Origin of the sequence: Pontibacter lucknowensis, from assembly GCF_900156415.1 — a bacterium.
Taxonomy (GTDB): Bacteria; Bacteroidota; Bacteroidia; order Cytophagales; family Hymenobacteraceae; genus Pontibacter; species Pontibacter lucknowensis.
This window is the reverse complement of the sequence record NZ_FTNM01000003.1, coordinates 473323-493210: the sequence shown is the minus strand read 5'-3', so window position 1 is coordinate 493210 and position 19888 is coordinate 473323. Positions and strand designations below refer to the sequence as shown.

Annotated in this window: 10 protein-coding genes; 6 read left to right on the top strand and 4 right to left on the bottom strand. The window is 54.1% G+C overall.

Annotated features, from left to right (window positions below; genetic code table 11):
• Positions 1–137: 137 nt before the first annotated feature.
• Genes glgB through BW972_RS12925 form a run of 3 tightly spaced genes read right to left on the bottom strand, consistent with a single transcriptional unit; the run spans position 138 to position 7866 of the window.
• Positions 138–2504 carry a 1,4-alpha-glucan branching protein GlgB gene (gene glgB, locus BW972_RS12935; RefSeq protein WP_076422427.1) on the bottom strand — a complete coding sequence of 789 codons (2367 nt, stop codon included), beginning with the start codon at positions 2502–2504 and terminating at the stop codon, positions 138–140.
• Positions 2497–5829 (bottom strand): maltose alpha-D-glucosyltransferase, encoded by a 3333-nt coding sequence (treS, locus tag BW972_RS12930; protein WP_076422426.1) that lies wholly within the window; start codon positions 5827–5829, stop codon positions 2497–2499. The genes glgB and treS overlap by 8 nt, the downstream gene beginning before the upstream one ends.
• A gap of 15 nt (positions 5830–5844) precedes the next feature.
• Positions 5845–7866 carry an alpha-1,4-glucan--maltose-1-phosphate maltosyltransferase gene (locus tag BW972_RS12925; RefSeq protein ID WP_076422425.1) on the bottom strand — a complete coding sequence of 674 codons (2022 nt, stop codon included), beginning with the start codon at positions 7864–7866 and terminating at the stop codon, positions 5845–5847.
• Between the two features lie 209 nt (positions 7867–8075).
• On the opposite strand from BW972_RS12925, the gene treZ reads away from it, so the two are divergent.
• The 5 genes from treZ (at position 8076) to BW972_RS12900 (ending at position 17492) form a co-directional block, all read left to right on the top strand.
• Positions 8076–9920: a malto-oligosyltrehalose trehalohydrolase gene (gene treZ / locus BW972_RS12920; protein WP_076422424.1), complete on the top strand. Its 1845-nt coding sequence runs from the start codon at positions 8076–8078 to the stop codon at positions 9918–9920.
• A 118-nt stretch (positions 9921–10038) separates the two neighbouring features.
• Positions 10039–12471, top strand: a complete 2433-nt coding sequence (locus BW972_RS12915) for a DUF3536 domain-containing protein (protein WP_076422423.1) — start codon at positions 10039–10041, stop codon at positions 12469–12471.
• 65 nt (positions 12472–12536) lie between these two features.
• The gene (gene treY / locus BW972_RS12910) at positions 12537–15260 is read left to right on the top strand and encodes a malto-oligosyltrehalose synthase (RefSeq protein WP_076422422.1); all 2724 of its coding nucleotides are present in this window, start codon (positions 12537–12539) and stop codon (positions 15258–15260) included.
• Entirely contained in the window at positions 15257–16765 is a 1509-nt protein-coding gene (gene malQ, locus BW972_RS12905) for a 4-alpha-glucanotransferase (RefSeq protein WP_076422421.1), read from the top strand. The genes treY and malQ overlap by 4 nt, the downstream gene beginning before the upstream one ends.
• 154 nt (positions 16766–16919) lie before the next feature.
• A complete protein-coding gene (locus tag BW972_RS12900; RefSeq protein WP_076422420.1) occupies positions 16920–17492 on the top strand; it encodes a thioredoxin family protein in 573 nt (190 codons plus the stop codon).
• On the opposite strand, the gene BW972_RS12895 is transcribed toward BW972_RS12900, so the two are convergent.
• Positions 17458–18312 carry a murein L,D-transpeptidase catalytic domain family protein gene (locus BW972_RS12895; RefSeq protein ID WP_234986373.1) on the bottom strand — a complete coding sequence of 285 codons (855 nt, stop codon included), beginning with the start codon at positions 18310–18312 and terminating at the stop codon, positions 17458–17460. The two genes, BW972_RS12900 and BW972_RS12895, sit on opposite strands and share 35 nt — an antisense overlap.
• A 175-nt stretch (positions 18313–18487) precedes the next feature.
• On the opposite strand from BW972_RS12895, the gene BW972_RS12890 reads away from it, so the two are divergent.
• Positions 18488–19840, top strand: a complete 1353-nt coding sequence (locus BW972_RS12890) for a peptidoglycan DD-metalloendopeptidase family protein (RefSeq protein WP_076422419.1) — start codon at positions 18488–18490, stop codon at positions 19838–19840.
• Positions 19841–19888: the final 48 nt, after the last annotated feature.

The following is a 19888-nucleotide window of genomic DNA, read 5'->3' as shown; positions in this document are numbered from 1 at the left end:
CCGGTTGGCTCCCCTGCCCCAGAACAGCAATAGTTGCTATACCTGCAACATCCAGTTGCAACGGAAGCACTAGCTACAAAAAGAGAGCATCTGTCCAATCTGAACAGATGCTCTCTTCTACAAAATATACTTTTAAATTACGCCCCTGGCTGATACTTAAAATACACCACGGCCATCGGCGGCAACTTCAGCACGACAGAGTAATCATGTCCGTGGAAGGAATCAGGTTTAGCCTGCAACGATCCGTGGTTGTGGAAATTACTGCCACCAAAATGGCCGTCATCACTGTTGAACACCTCCACCCAGTTGCCACCGGTTGGTACACCTAAGCGATACTGCTCGTGCACGCCAGGAGTGAAATTGCAAACTACCAACAGTTGGTCTTCGGGTCGTTCGCCTTTGCGAAGGAAACTCATCACACTGTTATGCGCATCGTTAAAGTCGATCCACTCAAAACCTGACGGATCAAAGGCTTTGCTATAGAGGGCTGGCTGCTCACGGTAGGTATGGTTCAGGGCGCGGATAAGCTCCTGTATACCTGCATGGTATTTATACTCCAGCAAGTGCCAGTCCAGACTGCTGTCGTGGTTCCACTCGCTGCTCTGGGCGATTTCACCACCCATAAACAGCAGTTTGGCACCCGGATGCGCGTACATGTAGGTATAGAGCGCCCGCAGGTTCGCGAATGCCTGCCATTCATCGCCCGGCATCTTCCGGATCAGGGAGCCTTTGCCATGCACCACCTCATCGTGGGATAGCGGCAGCATGAATCGTTCGCTGAAAGCATAGATGATGCTGAAAGTAATATCGCCCTGGTGGTGTCTGCGGTAAATCGGATCTTTGGAAAAGTAGGTCAGCGTGTCGTGCATCCAACCCATCATCCACTTCATATCGAAGCCCAGTCCGCCATCCTCTACTTTGCCTGTCACCTGCGGCCAGGCCGTGGATTCTTCGGCAATGGTCAAGGTATCCGGGAACTGCTCATGCACGGCATGGTTAAAGTCTTTCAGGAAAGAAATCGCTTCCAGGTTTTCACGCCCGCCAAATTCGTTCGGGATCCATTCATCATGCTTGCGGCTGTAGTCCAGGTATAGCATCGATGCCACGGCATCTACTCGTAAACCATCCACATGGTACTTGTCGAGCCAGAATAGCGCGTTGCTGATCAGGAAAGAACGCACCTCGTTGCGACCGTAGTTGAAAATGTAGCTGTTCCAGTCCGGATGATAGCCTTTGCGTGGATCGGCGTGCTCAAACAGGTGCGTACCGTCGAAATAGGCCAGGCCGTGCTCGTCAGACGGGAAGTGCGAGGGCACCCAGTCCATAATCACGCCAATGCCTTCGCGGTGTAGCGCATCGATCAGGCACATGAGGTCTTCCGGTGAACCGTAGATACTGGCCGCTGCAAAGTAACCTGTAATCTGGTAACCCCAGGATCCACTGAACGGATGGTACATCACGGGCATGAACTCTACATGCGTAAAGCCCAGATTCTTGACATAAGCCGGCAGTTCCTCAGCCAGCTCGCGGTAGGTCAGCGGACGGTTGTTGTCTTCGGGCTTGCGACGCCAGGAACCCACGTGCAGTTCGTAAACCGAATACGGCTGCGGCTGGCCATGGCGCGACTTGCGCTGCTCCAGCCAACTGTCGTCCTGCCAGGTATGGTGCAACTCGTGCACAACCGAGGCAGTTTGCGGCGGCTTTTCACGCCGCAGCGCAAAGGGGTCGCTCTTCTCAACATGGTACATGTGATAGCGCGACCGGATATGGTACTTGTACAGCATCCCTGCCTGCACATCCGGCACAAAGCCTTCCCATATGCCCGAGCCATCAGCCCTTGCCTGTAGCTGGTGGCTTTCGCGGTTCCATGAGTTGAAGTCGCCCATCACCGAAACCTGCTCAGCATTCGGGGCCCATACCGCAAAGTAAGCGCCCTTGGTACCCTGTCGCTCCATCAGGTGCGAGCCCAGCTTCTCGTATAGGTTGAAGTGACGGCCTTCGCGGAACAGGTAGATATCAAACTCTGACAGGCGGCTGATGTCATAATAAACCGGTCCGGTCTGCTCCTGCTTCGGCTGCTCCATCACGGGTGCAGGCGTGGTAGACAAGCCCGTCTTCTGCGCTTCTGCCTCCTGTTGCTGCGTTGCCGATTTGGCGGACCTGCCTCGTTTTGGTTTTGTTTCAGTAGTTGCAGCCGTCGCCTCTGTTGTGGTAGCCTTGGCTGCAGCTGCACGACCCCGCTTCGGCTTCACCATCACCTCCTGCGCTGCCTCTCCCATTTCGGAAGTGTCCGATTTACGCGGTCTTCCCCTTTTGGCAGGAGCCGCAGCCGCTCCTGACTGCACTTCCACGGTGGCTATCCCTTCGTCTTGCTTGCTTTTCTTTCTGCCTCCGGATTTTTTTGTATCCGTGCCATCGTTCATGGCCGCGCCGGCACCGGTTTCCATACCTGTTCCCGCCATCGGGTTCTGCTGTGTGTTCTCCTGTTCCTTTTTCTTAGCCATTCTGATATTTCCTCATGATGTACTTTATGCCCCTGATCGGGATGAGCACCCAATCCGGACGGTTGTTCAGTTCATATCCCAATTCATAAATCGCCTTCTCCAACAGGAAGGTCTCCATCAGCACTTCTACGTCTTCCTCGTTTTGCGGCACCACGCCTGTCCCTTGGGTTATACCCAGGTAGGTATGCATGAAGAAGCCGCTGGCATAGTGGTACCACTGCTCAGCCCAAGTCTCGAGGTAGTCGCCATCTTCTTTGCGGAAGCTGTCCTGCTGAAACAACGCATTGTAAGCGGCATAGTGGAAAGAGCGGATCATACCGGCCACATCACGTAGCGGAGAGCGCTTCAGCCTGCGTTCGCTGAACGAACGGGCTGGCTCCCCTTCGAAGTCGATGATGATGAAGTCGCGGCCTGTGAACAGCACCTGTCCGAGGTGGTAGTCGCCATGGGTGCGGATCTTCATCGTGTCGATCTTGCGGCGGAAGATCATTTTGAGTCGCTCGAGCACCTCCTGACGCATTTGCAGCACTTCTTCGGCTTCAGCCCGCACAGCGTCCGGCAGGTTAGACAGGTGCTTGCGCAAGCTGTCAAAATTGCTGCGTACGAGTGAGGTAAGAGACGAGTAAAGCGATCGCTGATAGTGCAGGGAGAAGTCCTCCGGTGCAAAGTCCTTCGAGGTGACCATGTCGGCCAACGCCAGGTGCATCTCGGCTGTGCGCTGACCGAGCAACTCGATGCGCTCTACTGAGGCACCGCCAAGTTGCAACTGCATGTGCTCCGGCGCTTCCGAGAACGGCACCGGACGTGCCAATGTGCCCGTGGTGTCAATCTGCTCAATATGCTCCTTGTGCGTCTGCAGTCTCTCAAAGAATCGCTTGAGCGAATCCTCCATGTATACCCAGGCATCGCCCTGGTTCGGCACCAGCTCCTGCAGCATCACGAGCACCATCGGCGGTTTGCCGTCCTCTTCATGCTCCACTGAGCCCAGGTACATCGGCACGTTCGGGAAATTCTTGTCCGTGAGCGCCTGCACAATCTCCACATCCGGATTCAGGGTGCGATCGAGTTTGCGGTATACCTTCAGAAAGAACTGGTTGTCATACAGCACCGAAGTATTGCTTTGCTCGGCCCCAAGTATTTTGGAAGAAAGCGGATGCCCGATTTCTTTGATCTTGGCGGCGATAGAACGGCTACCCGTACCCACTAACTCAGCACTGTCCACTTTGATGCTCTTGCGTTTGGCCATCAGGTTGAGCAAGAGCTGGCGGTAGTCCTCGGAGTAAACAGCGTCGTAGAGGATGCCTTCTTTTCCATCCATGGTCAGGCGGGCAATCACACTGTTCGGCTGACTGGCAATGAGTTCTTCTTCCTGTTCACCGCTGGTAAAGGCGATCGGTAGCTGGTACAGTTCCGGCAAACCTTCGTTGTAGCTCACTTCTATAAACAGCAGTGACGCTGCAAAGCGACCTGCCGTCATCGGCATGTTGTTCACCACCTGCATGCGCTGTATCGTGCGGGCCTTGCCACCGAACCAGCGGCGGTTCATCACATAAGGCGGCAGTAGTTTGTTCTCAAGCGTTTTAAGCGCCCGCGCAGGTATAGGCTGGCTGAGTGTTGGCAGCTGCATGGCAGGCTTCTTCATGTCGAGGCCTTCGCGACCGCTCACTTCCTGTGGTTGCAGCTCGAACCAGTAATAGCCATGCGCGCCCATCGTGAGCACATAGCTATCCTCTTTTATCTGCGGGAATTTGTTTTTGCTGAACACCTCCACCGGCACGTAGCCTCTGAACTCCGGCAGGTCCAGTTCCACCGCCTCCGGGAAGCGCGACAGATTGGCAATCACCAGGATGTTCTCGTCCTGGTAAGAGCGCACAAAGGCCAGCACTTTGGCGTTGGACGGGTTCAGGAAGCGAATCTCGCCACGGCCGAAAGCTTTGTAACGCTTGCGCATGTTGATGATGCGGCGCATCCACCAGAGCAGCGAGTTGGCGTTGTGCTGCTGCGTGTCCACGTTCACCGACTCGTACTTGTACTCCGGGTCGATGATCACAGGCAGGTATAGCTTCTGCGGATTGGCAGTGGAGAAGCCGGCATTGCGGTTGTCGTTCCACTGCATCGGGGTGCGAACGCCGTCGCGGTCACCCAGGTAGTAGTTATCGCCCATACCGATCTCATCGCCATAGTACACTACCGGTGTTCCTTTCATGGAGAAGAGCAGCACGTTCATGAGCTCAATCTTCGCACGGTCGTTGCCCAGCAGCGGTGCCAGGCGGTGGCGTATACCCAGGTTGATCTTGGCGAGCGGATCGCGGGTGTATACCTTGTACATGTAGTCCCGTTCCTCATCAGTCACCATCTCGAGCGTCAGTTCGTCGTGGTTGCGCAGGAACATGGCCCACTGGCAGGTTTCCGGTATAGCTGGCGTCTGGTCGAAGATGTCGATGATCGGGTAACGGTCCTCCATCTTCACGGACATAAACAGACGCGGCATGATCGGGAAGTGGTAGTTCATGTGACACTCGTCGCCATCACCAAAGTAAGAGGCAGAATCCTCTGGCCACATGTTCGCCTCGGCCAGCAAGAGCTTGCCTTCGTATTTTTTGTCGACATGCGCCCGGAGCTTTTTCAGGAACTCATGTGTCTCTGGCAGGTTTTCGCAGTTGGTGCCGTCGCGCTCAAACAGGTAGGGTACGGCATCCAGACGGAAGCCATCCACACCCATGTCGAACCAGTAGTCCAGGGTCTTGAACACCTCTTTCTGCACCTCCGGATTGTCGTAGTTCAGGTCGGGCTGGTGATGGAAAAAGCGGTGCCAGTAGTATTGGCCCGCCACCGGGTCCCAGGTCCAGTTGCTCGGTTCGTAGTCGGTGAAGATGATGCGCACATCCTTGTACTGGGTCGGGTCATCGGTCCACACATAGAAGTCGCGGTGTTTGGAGCCCTTCTTGGCGCGACGTGCCCGCTGGAACCAGGGGTGCTGGTCGGAAGTGTGGTTGATGACCAGCTCGGTGATGACCTTGAGCCCCCGACGGTGCGCTTCCTTCACAAACAGCTTGAAATCCTGCATGGTGCCGTAGCTCGGATTGATGCTGAAGTAGTCGGCAATGTCGTAGCCGTCGTCTTTGAGCGGCGATGGGTAGAAAGGCAATAGCCAGATAGCGGTTACGCCCAGCTCTTCCAAATAGTCGAGCTTCTGCATGAGCCCCTTAAAGTCGCCAATGCCGTCGCCGTTCCCATCCATGAAGGCCTTGATGTGCAGCTCGTAGATGATGGCGTCTTTGTACCAGTGAATGTTGTCGTCGAGAAGGGTGTTGTCTTCTGCCATATAGTTTTTTCGGTTTTATTCGTGTTTGCTGTGGTCGTCGGGCAGCCAGGTATCATCCAGACTGTCGTGGCCCATGCCCGGGGTAGCGGATTCGATGCGGAAGACGTGCACAGGCATTTCGTGCGGACGGAGCTCCACATAATTCCACTCGCTGTTCCAGGTATATTTGTGTTCGGTCATCAGGTCGTGCACCATGTATTGCTGGTTGCTGTCCATTTTTAGTACGTGCAGCGGCACCTGCACCCAACCGGCCTGCGTATGGTGCGGGTCCAGGTTCACGACCATCAGCATTTTGTTGCGGTAGCTGCTGTCCCACTTGGCATAGCAAAGGATCTGCGGATTGTCGGTATCGCCGAAGGCAATGTTCCAGGTGGTTTGCAGTGCCGGGTTGACCTGGCGTATCTTGTTTATCTTGGTGATGACTTCTCTTATTTTTGTCAGGCGGCCCCAGTCCCAGTGCATGATCTCGTACTTCTCGGAGTCCCAGTACTCTTCCTTGCCCTGCACCGGCGTGTTGATGCCGAACTCATAAACTGGTCCGTACATTCCATAGTTTGAGGACAGGGTAGCCGCCAGCACCACACGGGTAATGTGCGCAGGCTCACCGCCCGACTGCAGTTCATGTGGCAGGATGTCCGGGGTGTTGGGCCAGAAGTTTGGACGGTAGAAGTCGCGCATCTCGGTTTGGGTGAGCTCGCGCATGTACTCTTTTATCTCGGCAGCTGTGTTGCGCCAAGTGAAGTAGGTATAGGACTGCGTGAAACCGATCTTACCGAGACGCTCCATCACCCGCGGACGGGTGAAGGCCTCGGCCAGGAAGATCACCTGCGGGTACTGCTGGCGCACTTCCCGGATCATCCATTCCCAAAACGCGAAAGGTTTGGTGTGCGGGTTGTCTACGCGGAAAACGTAAACTCCCTGCTCGATCCAATGGATGACGATACTTTTGAGTTCGCGCCACAGGTTCTGCCAGTCTTCGGTTTCGAAATTAACGGGCAGCACGTCCTGGTATTTTTTTGGTGGGTTCTCGGCGTACTGCACCGTGCCATCCGGTCGCCATTTAAACCATTGCGGATGCTCCTTTACATAAGGATGATCCGGTGAGCACTGAATAGCAAAGTCCAGCGCCACTTCAATGCCGTGCTCCCGTGCAGCTTGCACAAAACTTCTGAACTCATCCAGGCTGCCCAGCTCCGGCAGGATGGACTTGTGCCCACCTGACTCAGCACCTATCGCCCAGGGAGAACCAGGCTCTCCAGGCTCAGAGGTCACTGAGTTGTTTTTGCCCTTGCGGAAAGCATTGCCGATCGGGTGGATCGGCGGAAGATAGATCGTGTCGAAGCCCATTTCGGCGATGCGGGGCAGCAGGCGCTCGCAGTCCTGGAAGGTGCCGTGGCGGCCTGCCTCTTGTGCTGCGGAACGGGGGAAGAATTCGTACCAGGTGCTGAAAAGCGCCTTCTGCCGCTCTACTTCCACGGTCAGTATTTTGTGGTAAGTCGTTACATTCTGGCGATCGCAGCAGGCGTGCATCAGGTCCGACACGTCTTCGCCGGTGGCTAGTGTCACGGCATCGGCTATGGAGCCAGGTTTGTTGAGTTGCTCGGCCCATTTGTAGAGTCGCTTCTGCTGACCGGGCTTGGCGGTAGCGGCAGATTCCTGGAGCAATTGCGCCCCGATCTGCAACTCCACCGTGATATCCTGGTTCGCTTCAAATTTCTTTTTGAGCCCCTTCTGCCAGGTATAGAAGTGGTCCACCCAGCCCTGTAGCGTATACTCAAAAGTGCCCATGCTGTCGGGGGTGAAAGTCACTTGCCAGCGGTCGTTGCCCAGGAACTGCATCGGCACCTCGTTCCACTTTTTCTTTTTGGAATGCCGGTAGAGCAATACAGCTTTTACCTCGTCATGGCCGTCTCCAAACACATCTGCCGTCACTTCGACCTCTTCTCCCACAGTGCGCTTGATTGGATACTGCCCACAGTTTACCTGCGGTTTCACGTTCTCGATGACAACCCTTTTGGTTCCTTCCAATGCTTCCATGTATGCTTTTTTCCTGATTTGATGTAGAATAGCTAATAGGTACTGCATGCGCGCGCAATAGGTTTCGGGTGAGTCTGCAGCAGAGCACCTGTAGCCTATGTTAAGCGGTGCAGAGGACAACTTTGGAATCATAAAAGATTCAATTGCCCAAAAAAGAACAACCTAATGCCGTATATGCCAGTTAGAAATCAGGCGTAAAAGGATACTATATGAGCATAACACGAGAGATTGGAGCACATTATACCCCAGGCAAGGGTACCTTGTTTACAGTTTGGGCCCCGGCCGCCGCGCAGGTGGATGTGGTGTTAAAAGATAACGATAACATAATACCACTGCAGCGCGAAGCCTTCGGTTACTGGACCGCCCTGAGCGAAGAGACCGGTCCCGGCGCACGCTATACCTTCCAGCTTGACGAAGAGGTGGAGCGACCCGACCCTGCCTCACATTTTCAGCCTGACGGCGTGCACGAACCCTCAGCCGTGGTGGATCATACTTCCTTCGGGTGGACCGACAAAAACTGGAAACCGCTGCCGCTGGAGCAGTACATTGTGTACGAACTGCACGTCGGTACCTTCTCCGAAGAAGGGACTTTTCAGGGGGTGATCGACAAGCTGCCTGAGTTGGTGGACTTAGGTATAACGGCGATTGAAATCATGCCTGTGGCGGCTTTTCCGGGAGGTCGGAACTGGGGCTACGATGGTGTATACCCTTCGGCGGTGCAGGAGAGCTATGGCGGACCGGAAGGCCTGAAAAAACTGGTAGACGCCTGCCATGCTGCAGGTATAGCTGTGGTGTTGGATGTGGTGTACAATCACCTTGGTCCGGAAGGTAATTACCTCAATGAGTTCGGCCCATACTTCACTGACAAGTATAACACGCCCTGGGGCAAGGCGCTCAATTTCGATGATGCGCACAGCGACCATGTGCGCAACTTCTTTATGCAGAACGCCCTGCTGTGGCTGCGTGATTATCATATCGATGCCCTGCGCCTCGATGCCGTGCACGCCATCCTGGATACAGGCGCGAAGCACTTATTGCAGGATTTGCAGGAGCAGGTAGAGCACCTGGAAAAGCAACTTAACCGGCACTTCATCCTGATTGCGGAAAGCGACCTGAACGACGTGCGCCTCATCAACCCGAGAGAAAAAGGCGGCTTTGGACTAGCGGCGCAGTGGAGCGATGATTTTCACCATGCCGTGCATGCTTTGCTCACGGGAGAAGACTCTGGTTACTACAGCGATTTCGGAAAGCTGGAGCAGTTGCAGAAAGTTTTGCAACATGGTTTCGTGTATGACGGACTCTACTCTGAACACCGCAAGCGGACTTTTGGCAGCGATCCCACCGCAAACCCCGCCCGTCAGTTCGTGGTCTGCTCTCAGAACCACGACCAGGTAGGCAACCGCATGCTGGGGGAGCGTCTGACGAAGCTGATCCCCTACGACATGCTTAAGGTGGCAGCAGGCTTGGTGCTGCTCTCCCCTTTCACCCCCATGCTATTCATGGGTGAAGAATATGGTGAGGAAAATCCTTTCCTGTACTTTGTGAGTCACTCCGATAAAGACCTGGTAGAGGCCGTGCGCAAAGGCCGTAAAGAGGAATTCTCTTCTTTTGCCTGGCAAGGCGAAGCACCGGATCCACAGTCAGAAGAAACCTTTAATCAATCGAAACTGCAGCGTAGCTACGAGTACAGCGAAAAGCACCGCCAGCTGCGGGACTTCTACAAGGCGCTTATTCAGCTCCGTAAGTCCGCCCCTGCCCTTGCCCGCCCTGACAAAACCAGACTGCATGTTTCAGCCGACAGCCATACCCAAGTGCTACACCTCATCCACTCCGGTGAAAGTCCGTACCTCTACGCTTTATTTAACATAAATAATCAACCGCAAAAAACAAGCGTTGTTAAAGAGGTGGGGGCCTCATGGAAACTGGTGCTGGGTTCTGATGAAAGCAGGTATGGCGGGGCAGGTAAAGATCTACCAAAGGAGCTTAGTGCGGGTCAGGAAATAGAACTGCCAGCAGCTTCCGTCACCGTATTCCAAAGCAACATCATTCTATGAAAAGGAACTAGCTCATTTCAGGTATAGCCTTCAAACAGAGCGAATCTGTCCCTGTACAGTGCCCTCTATACCTGCCGGTCTATTTTTCTTTATTCAACAGTCCTTTGTCCTATAAGTTATGAACAAGTATATCTGCATTCACGGACACTTCTATCAGCCGCCACGTGAAAACCCCTGGCTTAACGAGGTCGAGTTACAGGAGTCGGCGCACCCATTTCACGACTGGAACGAGCGCATTACCGCTGAATGCTATGCCCGCAACTCGGCTTCGCGCATCCAGAACGGCAAGGGGCAGATCGTGGACATTATGAACAACTACGCCCGCATGAGCTTTAACTTCGGCCCGACCTTGCTGGAGTGGATGGAGAAAAAAGCGCCGGATATTTACCAGTCCATACTCGAGGCCGACAAGGAAAGTCAGAAGCGCTTTTCTGGGCACGGGGCAGCGCTGGGGCAGGTATACAACCACATGATCATGCCGCTGGCCAACGAGCGGGACCAGCATACACAGGTGATCTGGGGAATCTATGATTTCAGGAAGCGATTTGGTCGCGACCCGGAAGGCATGTGGCTGGGGGAAACCGCTGCAAACACGACCACGCTGGAAGTGCTGGCTGAGCATGGTATCAAGTTCACGATCCTCTCCCCCTACCAGGCCAAACGCTACCGCAAGATAGACGAGAAAGACTGGCACAATGCCACGGGCGCCAAGATAGACCCAAAGCGGCCCTACCGCTGTACTTTGCCTTCAGGCAGAACGATTGCGTTGTTTTTTTATGACGCGCCCGTGTCGCAGGCCATCGCTTTTGAAGGCTTGTTGGAGAGTGGCGAGAAGTTTGCCCACCGCCTCACCACCACCTTCGACGAGCACAGCAAAGATCCGCAGCTCATGCACATCGCCACAGACGGCGAAACCTACGGCCACCACCACCGCTTCGGTGAAATGGCCCTCTCCTACGCCCTGCACCACATTGAGCAGGAAGAGTTGGCCAAGATCACGATCTACGGAGAATACCTGGAGCTATACCCGCCTAAATACGAAGCTGAAATCATCGAGAACACATCCTGGAGCTGCATGCACGGCGTAGAGCGCTGGCGCAGCGACTGCGGCTGCCACACCGGCGGCCACGATGACTGGAACCAGGCCTGGCGGGCTCCTGTGCGGGAAGCCTTCGACTGGGTGCGCGATCAGCTGGAGCCGCTCTTTGAGCAGGAGATGCAGAAGCTGGGAGCCGATCCGTGGCAGACGCGTAACAACTACATCCAGGTGATCATGGACCGGAACGAGGACCATGTGCATGATTTCATCCATTCACAGACTAACCGGGAACTGAGCAAAGGCGAGCAGATCAAGTTTCTGAAACTGCTCGAAATGCAGTACCACGCCATGCTGATGTACACCAGCTGCGGCTGGTTTTTTGACGAGGTGACCGGTATCGAAACGATGCAGGACATTCTGTACGCGACACGAGCCCTGCAACTGGCAAAGGACTTGAGCGGCAACGACTATGAAACAACATTCGTGGAATTCCTGAAACGAGCTAAGAGCAATAACAAGGAGTACGGCGACGCTTCCAAGGCCTACTACAAAATAGTGCAGCCAACTCAATTGGACCTGTTGCGGGTTGGTGCCCATTATGCCGTGTCGTCGCTCTTTGCCGACTCCCCGGAAGAGCTACCACTCTACAGCTACAAGGCCACTTCCGAATATTATGAAATGCTAGAGGCGGGACGTCAGCGGCTGGCCATTGGCAAAGCTTTCATACGCTCCACCATTACCTGGGAGGAAGTGGACGTTTCGTTTGGCGTGCTACACATTGGTGATCATCAGTTGTTCGGGGGCGTGCGCAAATTCGTAAGCCCCGATGCCTTCGCCACCCTGCACCATGAACTCAGCACCGCCTTTGACAAAGGCAATATCACAGAAGTAATCATGCTACTTGACAAGCACTTCGAGTCGCACAACTACTCTTTCTGGCACCTCTTCCGCGATGACCAGAAGAAGATTCTGGACCAAGTACTGGAGCAAACCATGCGGGCTTTGGAGCATGATTTTCAGCAGGTATACGACAACAACTATCCGTTGATGGCTGCCATCAAAAACGTGGATATGAACCTGCCGCGGCCACTGCAGATCACGGTAGACTACATTGTATCGGGACGCCTGCTTGAAGCCCTGATGGCCGAACGGGTGGATGTGGACACCGTGCTCAAACTCCTGAAAGAAGTCGATCGCATGGGCGTGAAACTGGATGAAGAAGCGGTGAATTATGCGGCGACTATCCATGTAGAAGAAGCGATGCACTACCTGGAGGAAAATCCCGATGACACGGAACACATGCAATATCTGATCGAACTCCTGACGGTCATCAACGGCTCCAGTCTGCAGCCGGAGTATTGGCAGTCGCAGAACATCGCTTTCAGGATGCGACAAAGTACCTATGAGACGAACCGCAAAAAGCAGGATGAAAAAAATGAAAAAAACGAAAAAGCCGATGCCTGGTGCAAGCAGTTCGAAGAGTTGTATAATAGCCTGAATCTGAAAATATGAAGCTGACATCTCGCAGACTTTGCCCACTAAGCCACCTTTCCTTATACAGCTAAAAAGAAAACAACATGGTATACATACCTTCCTCTACATACAGACTACAACTGTCTCCGAAGTTTAAACTGAAGGACCTGAAAAATATACTCCCCTACCTGCGGGACCTGGGCATCAGCACCATCTATGCTGCGCCTTTTTTCACGGCCCGTCCCGGCAGTGAGCACGGCTATGACGTGACGGATCCGCACCAGCTCAACCCCGATGTGGGCACCATGGAAGAATTACAGGCGATAGCAGACGAACTGAAAGCACATGGCATGGGCTGGTTGCAGGACATCGTGCCAAACCACATGGCCTTTCACCCGAACAATGCCTGGCTGATGGACGTGCTGGAAAAAGGCCAGAAGTCGCGCTTCTATACCTTCTTCGATGTCAACTTCAACCATCCTGACTTTAAGGGCCAACTAATGGTACCCTTCCTGGGAGAGCCTCTGCAGGAAGTGGTCAAGCAGGGGCAGCTTAAGCTCAGTTTCGATGAACAGGGTTTCCGGCTACACTACTTCGACAATATTTACCCAATCAGCATCGACAGCTATACCTTCCTGCTGGAGCGCGTAGCCGAAAAGCTCAATTCTTCAGAAGCCAGCGCAGCACTAACGGAGCAGGTGCAAAAGCTGGAGCAATTAATGTCGCACGACAGGCTGGAGCCTAACGATTGGGAGCAGGCGAAACAGGCTCTCTACCAGATTGCACAAGATCATTCTGCAGTAAAGCAAGGTATAGCCGATGTACTACGAGGTATAAACGAGGACAAGACAGCCCTTCAGGAACTGCTCCGGCAGCAATATTATATTCTGAGTCACTGGCAGGAAACAGAGAAGCGTATCAACTACCGCCGCTTCTTCACGGTCAACGACCTGATCTGCACGGCCATGGAGCGGGAGGAGGTGTTTCATCATTACCATCAGTTTATCAAGGAGCTCTGCATGCGGCAACTGGTGCAGGGGCTGCGGGTAGATCATGTCGATGGCCTTTTTGACCCGGATACCTACCTGGAGCGACTTCGCGAACTGGCAGGCGAACAGGTATACCTGGTGGTGGAGAAAATTCTGGAAGGGGAAGAAAACATGCCCGACTACTGGCCAATAGAAGGCAACAGCGGCTACGATTTTTTGGCCTGGGTGAGTAACCTCTATACCGACGCTGAGGGTGAGAAAAAGCTTACCGACATCTACCACCGTCTGGTGCCCGACGCCCCTCTCGACTACGAAAAGCTGGTGTACGAAAAGAAGCTGCTGATACTCGAAAACTACATGCAGGGCGAACTGCAAAACCTGATGCGTCTGCTGCGTGATTGTGAACTTATACCTGCTTCGTCAGAAGATAAAAACTGGCATCATGCCCTGGCTACACTGCTGGCCTCCTTCCCGGTATACCGCATATACGGCCATACCTTCCCGCTGCCGTCCGGGGCCATGGAAGTGGTGGGCAAAGCTTTAGCCATTGCCCATGAAAAAGCACCTGAGGTCAAAACCGAGCTGGAACACCTGCGCACCTTGTTTGAGTCAGGTGAGCAGGACAGCGAAGAACTAAAGCGAGAAAAGCTATACTTCGTGATGCGCAGTCAGCAGTTTACAGGTCCGCTGGCAGCGAAGGGTGTGGAAGACACCACCTTCTACAACTACAACCGCCTGCTGGCGCTCAACGAAGTGGGAAACAGTCCGGATGTGTTCAATCTCGACCGCCGTGATTTCCATGAGCGCATGCAATACCGCATGCAAACCTATCCGCACTCCATCAACGCCACGGCCACGCACGATACTAAACGCGGCGAAGGCTCCCGTATGCGCCTGCAGGTGCTGAGTGAGCTGCCGGAAGAGTGGGAGAAAAATGCGCAGGATTGGATGCAACTGGCACGGAAGCATAGCAAATCCGACAGACCGACAGCAAACGACCTCTACTTCATCCTGCAAACCCTGCTGGGCGTGATGCCGATCGACGGCAAGGTGGACGATACCTTGGTGGAACGGGTTCAGGAGTACCTCGTGAAGGCTTTCCGGGAGGCCAAGATCAACACCAACTGGTCGGAGCCAAATGAAGCCTATGAAACATCGGTCAAAAATCTGGTGCAGCAACTGCTGCAGGAAGACAAGGACTTCATGGCTTCTTTCAAGCCCTTTTTCCAGAAGGCGGCTCATTTTGGCTGGTTGTACTCCTTGTGCCAGACGCTCCTCAAAACCACCTGTCCGGGCGTGCCCGATGTATACCAGGGCTGCGAACTCTGGGACTTCAGCCTGGTAGATCCGGACAACCGCCGCCCTGTGGATTACGAGCAACGACAGCAATTTTTGCAGGAAATAAAGCACAACGAAAACGGTGATGAGCTGCAGCAGGAGCTGCTCTCCTCCCCCACCGATGCCCGCGTGAAGCTATACCTGCTGCACCAGGTACTCCACCTGCGCAAAGAGCTGAAATCACTTTTCGACGAGGGCGATTATATCCCGCTAAAATTAAAGGGCCAGCACAGCCGCCATGCCATGGCCTTCGCCCGCCACCACGAAGAGAACTGGTGCATTGTGGTGGTGCCGCGTCTGCTCACGAGCATCATCTCAGAAAAGGAACTGCCACTGGGCGAACAGGTGTGGGGTGACACGATGGTGGAACTTCCTGCCGAAGCGCCGCAAAACTGGCAGCAGCTTTTTGGCGGACAGCAGGTGCAGGCAAAGCAGTCTATACCTTTGGCCGAGATTTTCAAGACTTTCCCGGTTGCACTTTTAACATCCTCAAACGCATGATTATACCCAAACGAAGCAGCGGCATCCTGCTCCACATCACCTCGCTCCCATCCGCTTATGGCATCGGCGACCTGGGCTCAGAGGCCTATAAGTTTGCCGACCTGCTGGCTGAGGCGGGCCAGCGCTATTGGCAGATCCTGCCGCTCAACCCGACTGAAATCGGCTCAGGCAACTCGCCCTACAGCAGCCACTCCGCCTTTGCCGGCAACCCCCTGCTGATAAGCCCCGAACGGCTGGTGGAAGATGGCCTGCTGGACAAAAAGGACATACGGGCGGGCGGCGGCTTCGACAAATCCAAGGTAAACTACCCGAAGGTGGCGGACTATAAAGTGAAGCTGCTGCGACAGGCGTACGACAACTACAAAGACGGCAAGGCTAGCAAACTCAAAGCCGCGTTTATCCGCTTTCGGGAAACGCACAAGGCATGGCTGCCAGACTTTACAAGCTTTGTGGCTTTCAAACATTATTACGATCAGAAACCCTGGGTGGAATGGCCTGAGAAAGTTAAAACACGGCAGGATCATGCTATGGAGGCACTCTTGGCTGAGTTGGCTGGTGAGATTGAGCGGGAAGCCTTTTTCCAGTTCCTTTTTTATCGCCAGTGGGAGGCACTCAAAGCATACTGCACCTCCAAAGAGATCACCTTTATCGGTGACATGCCCTTTTATGTAAGCCATGACAGTGCCGATGTTTGGTCACACCCACATTTATTCAAACTGGACCAGGCCGGCATGCCTACCGCTGTTTCGGGTGTGCCACCGGACTACTTCAGCGAAACAGGACAGCTTTGGGGCACGCCTGTGTTTGACTGGAAAAAACTGCAGGACCAAAACTTTGACTGGTGGCTGCAGCGCATCGCCCATAACCTGGAGCTTTTCGGTTTGCTGCGCCTCGACCATTTCCGGGCTTTCTCGGCTTACTGGGAAGTGCCTGCCGGAGAAGAAACCGCTATCAACGGGAAATGGGTGAATACCCCGGGAGCCGAATTGCTGAACGTGGTACGCAAGAAATTCCCTGCCATGCCCATCATCGCCGAGGACCTGGGTGAGATAGACCAGCCGGTACGAGACCTGATGAGCCAGTTTGATCTGCCGGGCATGCGGGTGCTGCTCTTTGCATTCGGTGAAGACTTGCCCGAGAGTATTTATGCGCCACACCACCACATCAAAAGCAGCATTGTATACACCGGTACCCATGACAACAGCACCGTGCGGGCCTGGTATGAGCAGGACGCCAGCCGAGATGATAAGAAGCGCCTGAGCGATTACAGTGCCCAGCGCCTTTCAAAAGAGAACGTGCATGAGGTGATGGCACGCCTGGCTTACATGTCGGTGGCGCAACTCGTGGTACTGCCTATACAGGATGTGCTGGGTCTGGGTAAGGAAGCGATCATGAACAAGCCTTCTACCGCCAGGGGTAACTGGCAGTGGCGCCTGCAGCCCGGTATGTTTACCAAAACTACAGCGCAGCGCTTGAGAAAGGAAATAGAGCTGTACGGCAGATAGCTCCGCCAAAAAATCAGAAAAGGGGTGCTTATTACGCAGCTGAAAGCTGTTGCGTAATAAGCACCCCTTTTCTTTTTTAATTCACACAAAAATCTTACATTGATTCAGCTTTCAGGTATAGCCAGAAAGATTCTCTCACCTAATCTACAGCATTATGCCATTAGCTTCCACAGCATTACCACTGGGCACTGTAGCACCCAACTTTGCCCTGCTCGACACGGCTTCCGACAAGCTCGTCTGTTTAGAGGATGTGGTTTCTAACAAAGCCACTGTCATCATGTTCCTCTGCAACCACTGCCCTTACGTACAGCTCATACTGGACGAACTGGTGAAGGTAGCCCGCGAGTATCAGCAAAAAGGGGTAAGTTTTGTAGGGATCAGCGCAAACGACGCGGCGAATTATCCACAGGACGGTCCGCAGCAGATGCGGGAATTGGTCGGCGAAAAAAGCTTTCCTTTTCCATACCTGTATGACCAGACCCAGCAAGTGGCCCGCGCCTACCAGGCAGTATGCACACCAGAGTTTTTTGTGTTCGACCGCAACATGCGCCTGGCCTACCATGGCCAGTTTGATGACGCACGCCCCAAAAGCGAAACGCCCGTAACAGGACAGGACCTGCGACAGGCGCTTGATGCCTTGCTGAACGGTGATCAGGTTAGAGCTGACCAGAAACCAGGTATAGGCTGTGGCATTAAATGGAAAACTCCGCTGGCGGAAGCTGGGTAGGCTGCGTGCTTGCCATATAGCCCGCCACGGCATTGGCATTGTCAAGGTAGTGCGAGGTATAGGTCTGGTCACCCGAGTGGATGTACAGGGCTGTCTTGCCTTTTACTGCATCGATTATGCTTTCGTGCTCACCCAGTGGCACTGCCGGACATCCCAGGCTGCGGCCCAGTCTGCCGTATTTATTCATAAAGTCTTCGGTGGCATACTCGGCGCCATGCATCACCACGGCACGGTCACGGGCATTGGAGTTATAGGCCTCATCCAGTCCATCTAGCCGCAGCGATTTGCCGTGCTTGCCATAGTATACCTCGTCGGTCACGTAAAAGCCCACACTGCTCATAAAGGACTTGTGCTCATTGGAAAAAGTCTGTGCCATCACTTCGCCTGAGCCTCTGCCATGCGCCACATACGTGTTGCTGAGCACCTGCCGGTTGTTCAGGTCGAGCACCCAGAGACGTTTTTCGCTGGAGGGCTTCGTGAAGTCTACTATGGTCAGGATGCCTTTATCTGACAGACGCCCTTCGTTGTACATGCCATAATAGCCCATCAAGGCATTGTTAAACACATCGTAGTTCAGGTCCGATTCACTCAGGTTCATTTGAGTGTAGAGGTCAAAGGATACCTGCTCAAACCGCATGACAGACAATGCTGTCACGTTAGGCTTCACCTTATGATTGACGGATACATATTTACCAGCCCCTATGGAGGCGGAGGGTGATAGTATGAGCGGCGCAAAAAGAGGCAACAGTCGTTTGCCCATTCTCTTTCCGCGGTTGCGCCACCGCTCTTTGATACTTTTCTTTCTGACGTTCGTTCTCACGATCCTTTCCCATTGGTACACCTGTTTTTACGTGACTGCTCAGGCACTGTTCAGATTTGCCCAAAAGGTACAACATTGCGCTTAAATCATTCTATATCAAGTAAAAGGAATCAAATCAGGTATCATATTTGTATAGAAAGGGATACACATCTGAAATCCGGAAACGAAACCAAACATGAACAGAAAGCCGATAAGCTATTCTTCTCTCTTATACTTCTTACTCGTTACCCTCTTCCTCTCCAGTTGCGGAAGCCGGGAAACGCTGCGTGGCGTGTTCAAAAAAGAGACGCCTTACGAGGCCTATGTCTCATCCCTGAAGAGCGCCAAACTTGATCAGACGGCTGTGGGGCAGGACTGGCTGGCGACAGGGCAAACTGCCTTGCAAACACCCACGCCGGTTACGCTGCCTTTCAAAGAAACCGGCTACTTTCCGGCTGACAAACCACGAGCGCTCGGTTACAGAGTAGAAGCCAAACGCGGCGAGAAACTGGTAGTGAGCCTGGAGATGAAAGCACGGGAGACTATGCAGGTTTTCATGGATCTGTTTGAAGCCAGCACCGACCCGGCCAGAGCCCCCAAACAGGTTGCCCACACAGATAGCACAGCCACTACGCTGACTTACGTGGTGGATGAGGACATGGCGCACTTGCTGCGTGTGCAGCCGGAGCTGCTGCGCGGCGGCACTTATACCATCACTATACAAGCACAGCCTACCCTGGCTTTTCCTATACCTGGTAAGTCAAGTCGTCACATCGCCAGCATCTGGGGTGACCCACGTGATGCAGGCGCTCGCAGCCACGAAGGCATTGATATTTTCGCACCGCGCGGCACACCCGTCATCGCCTCGGTAGACGGTGTCGTGTCGCGTGTGAACGAAACGCCCCGTGGCGGCAAGGTGATCTGGCTTTCGGATTTGAATCGTGGGCAGAACCTTTACTACGCCCACCTTGACCAGCAGCTGGTTACAGCCGGACAGCGCGTCAGTGTAGGCGACACGCTCGGATTGGTCGGCAACACCGGCAATGCCAGGGGAACCGGCCCGCACCTGCACTTCGGCATTTACCGCTATGGTCGCGGTGCCACCAACCCCTACCCCTACGTGCACCAGTCTGCAGCACCTATACCTACCGTGAAAGTGGATGCCACGCAGATCGGCAACTGGGTAAGGGTGTCGTCCAAAATGGCCAATGTGCGGGCAGAGCCTTCAGCTAAAGCAGCGCTCCATACCTCCCTCAGCAAGCACACGCCGCTCCAGGTGGTGGGTGCCGCAAACAACTGGTACCGCGTGCGCCTGCCCGATCAGTCGGAGGCATATATCATCAGCTCACTGGTGGAAGGTATAGCCAAGCCCATTGCCGTTAAAAAACTAAGACAGGAGCGTCCGCTGCTGGATGACGCACACTCCGAAGCCGGGCAAATGGATAGTCTGCCAGCAGGCGCTGCTATACCTGTAGTAGCCGTGAACGGACAGTTTGACCTCGTGCGACAGCCGGACGGCAGACTCGGCTGGGTGCAGTCTGCTGAGTAAAATCGCCGGTTTAATTGGCAGCACCGATACTTTCTGCGTACAGCATTT

Bases quoted from the DNA above. Each gene is read 5' to 3' on its own strand.
- BW972_RS12915 (WP_076422423.1), top strand. From the start codon at position 10,039: ATGAACAAGTATATCTGCATTCACGGACACTTCTATCAGCCGCCACGT.
- treY (WP_076422422.1), top strand. From the start codon at position 12,537: ATGGTATACATACCTTCCTCTACATACAGACTACAACTGTCTCCGAAG.
- BW972_RS12925 (WP_076422425.1), bottom strand. From the start codon at position 7,866: ATGGAAGCATTGGAAGGAACCAAAAGGGTTGTCATCGAGAACGTGAAA.
- malQ (WP_076422421.1), top strand. From the start codon at position 15,257: ATGATTATACCCAAACGAAGCAGCGGCATCCTGCTCCACATCACCTCG.
- glgB (WP_076422427.1), bottom strand. From the start codon at position 2,504: ATGGCTAAGAAAAAGGAACAGGAGAACACACAGCAGAACCCGATGGCG.
- treS (WP_076422426.1), bottom strand. From the start codon at position 5,829: ATGGCAGAAGACAACACCCTTCTCGACGACAACATTCACTGGTACAAA.
- treZ (WP_076422424.1), top strand. From the start codon at position 8,076: ATGAGCATAACACGAGAGATTGGAGCACATTATACCCCAGGCAAGGGT.
- BW972_RS12900 (WP_076422420.1), top strand. From the start codon at position 16,920: ATGCCATTAGCTTCCACAGCATTACCACTGGGCACTGTAGCACCCAAC.
- BW972_RS12890 (WP_076422419.1), top strand. From the start codon at position 18,488: ATGAACAGAAAGCCGATAAGCTATTCTTCTCTCTTATACTTCTTACTC.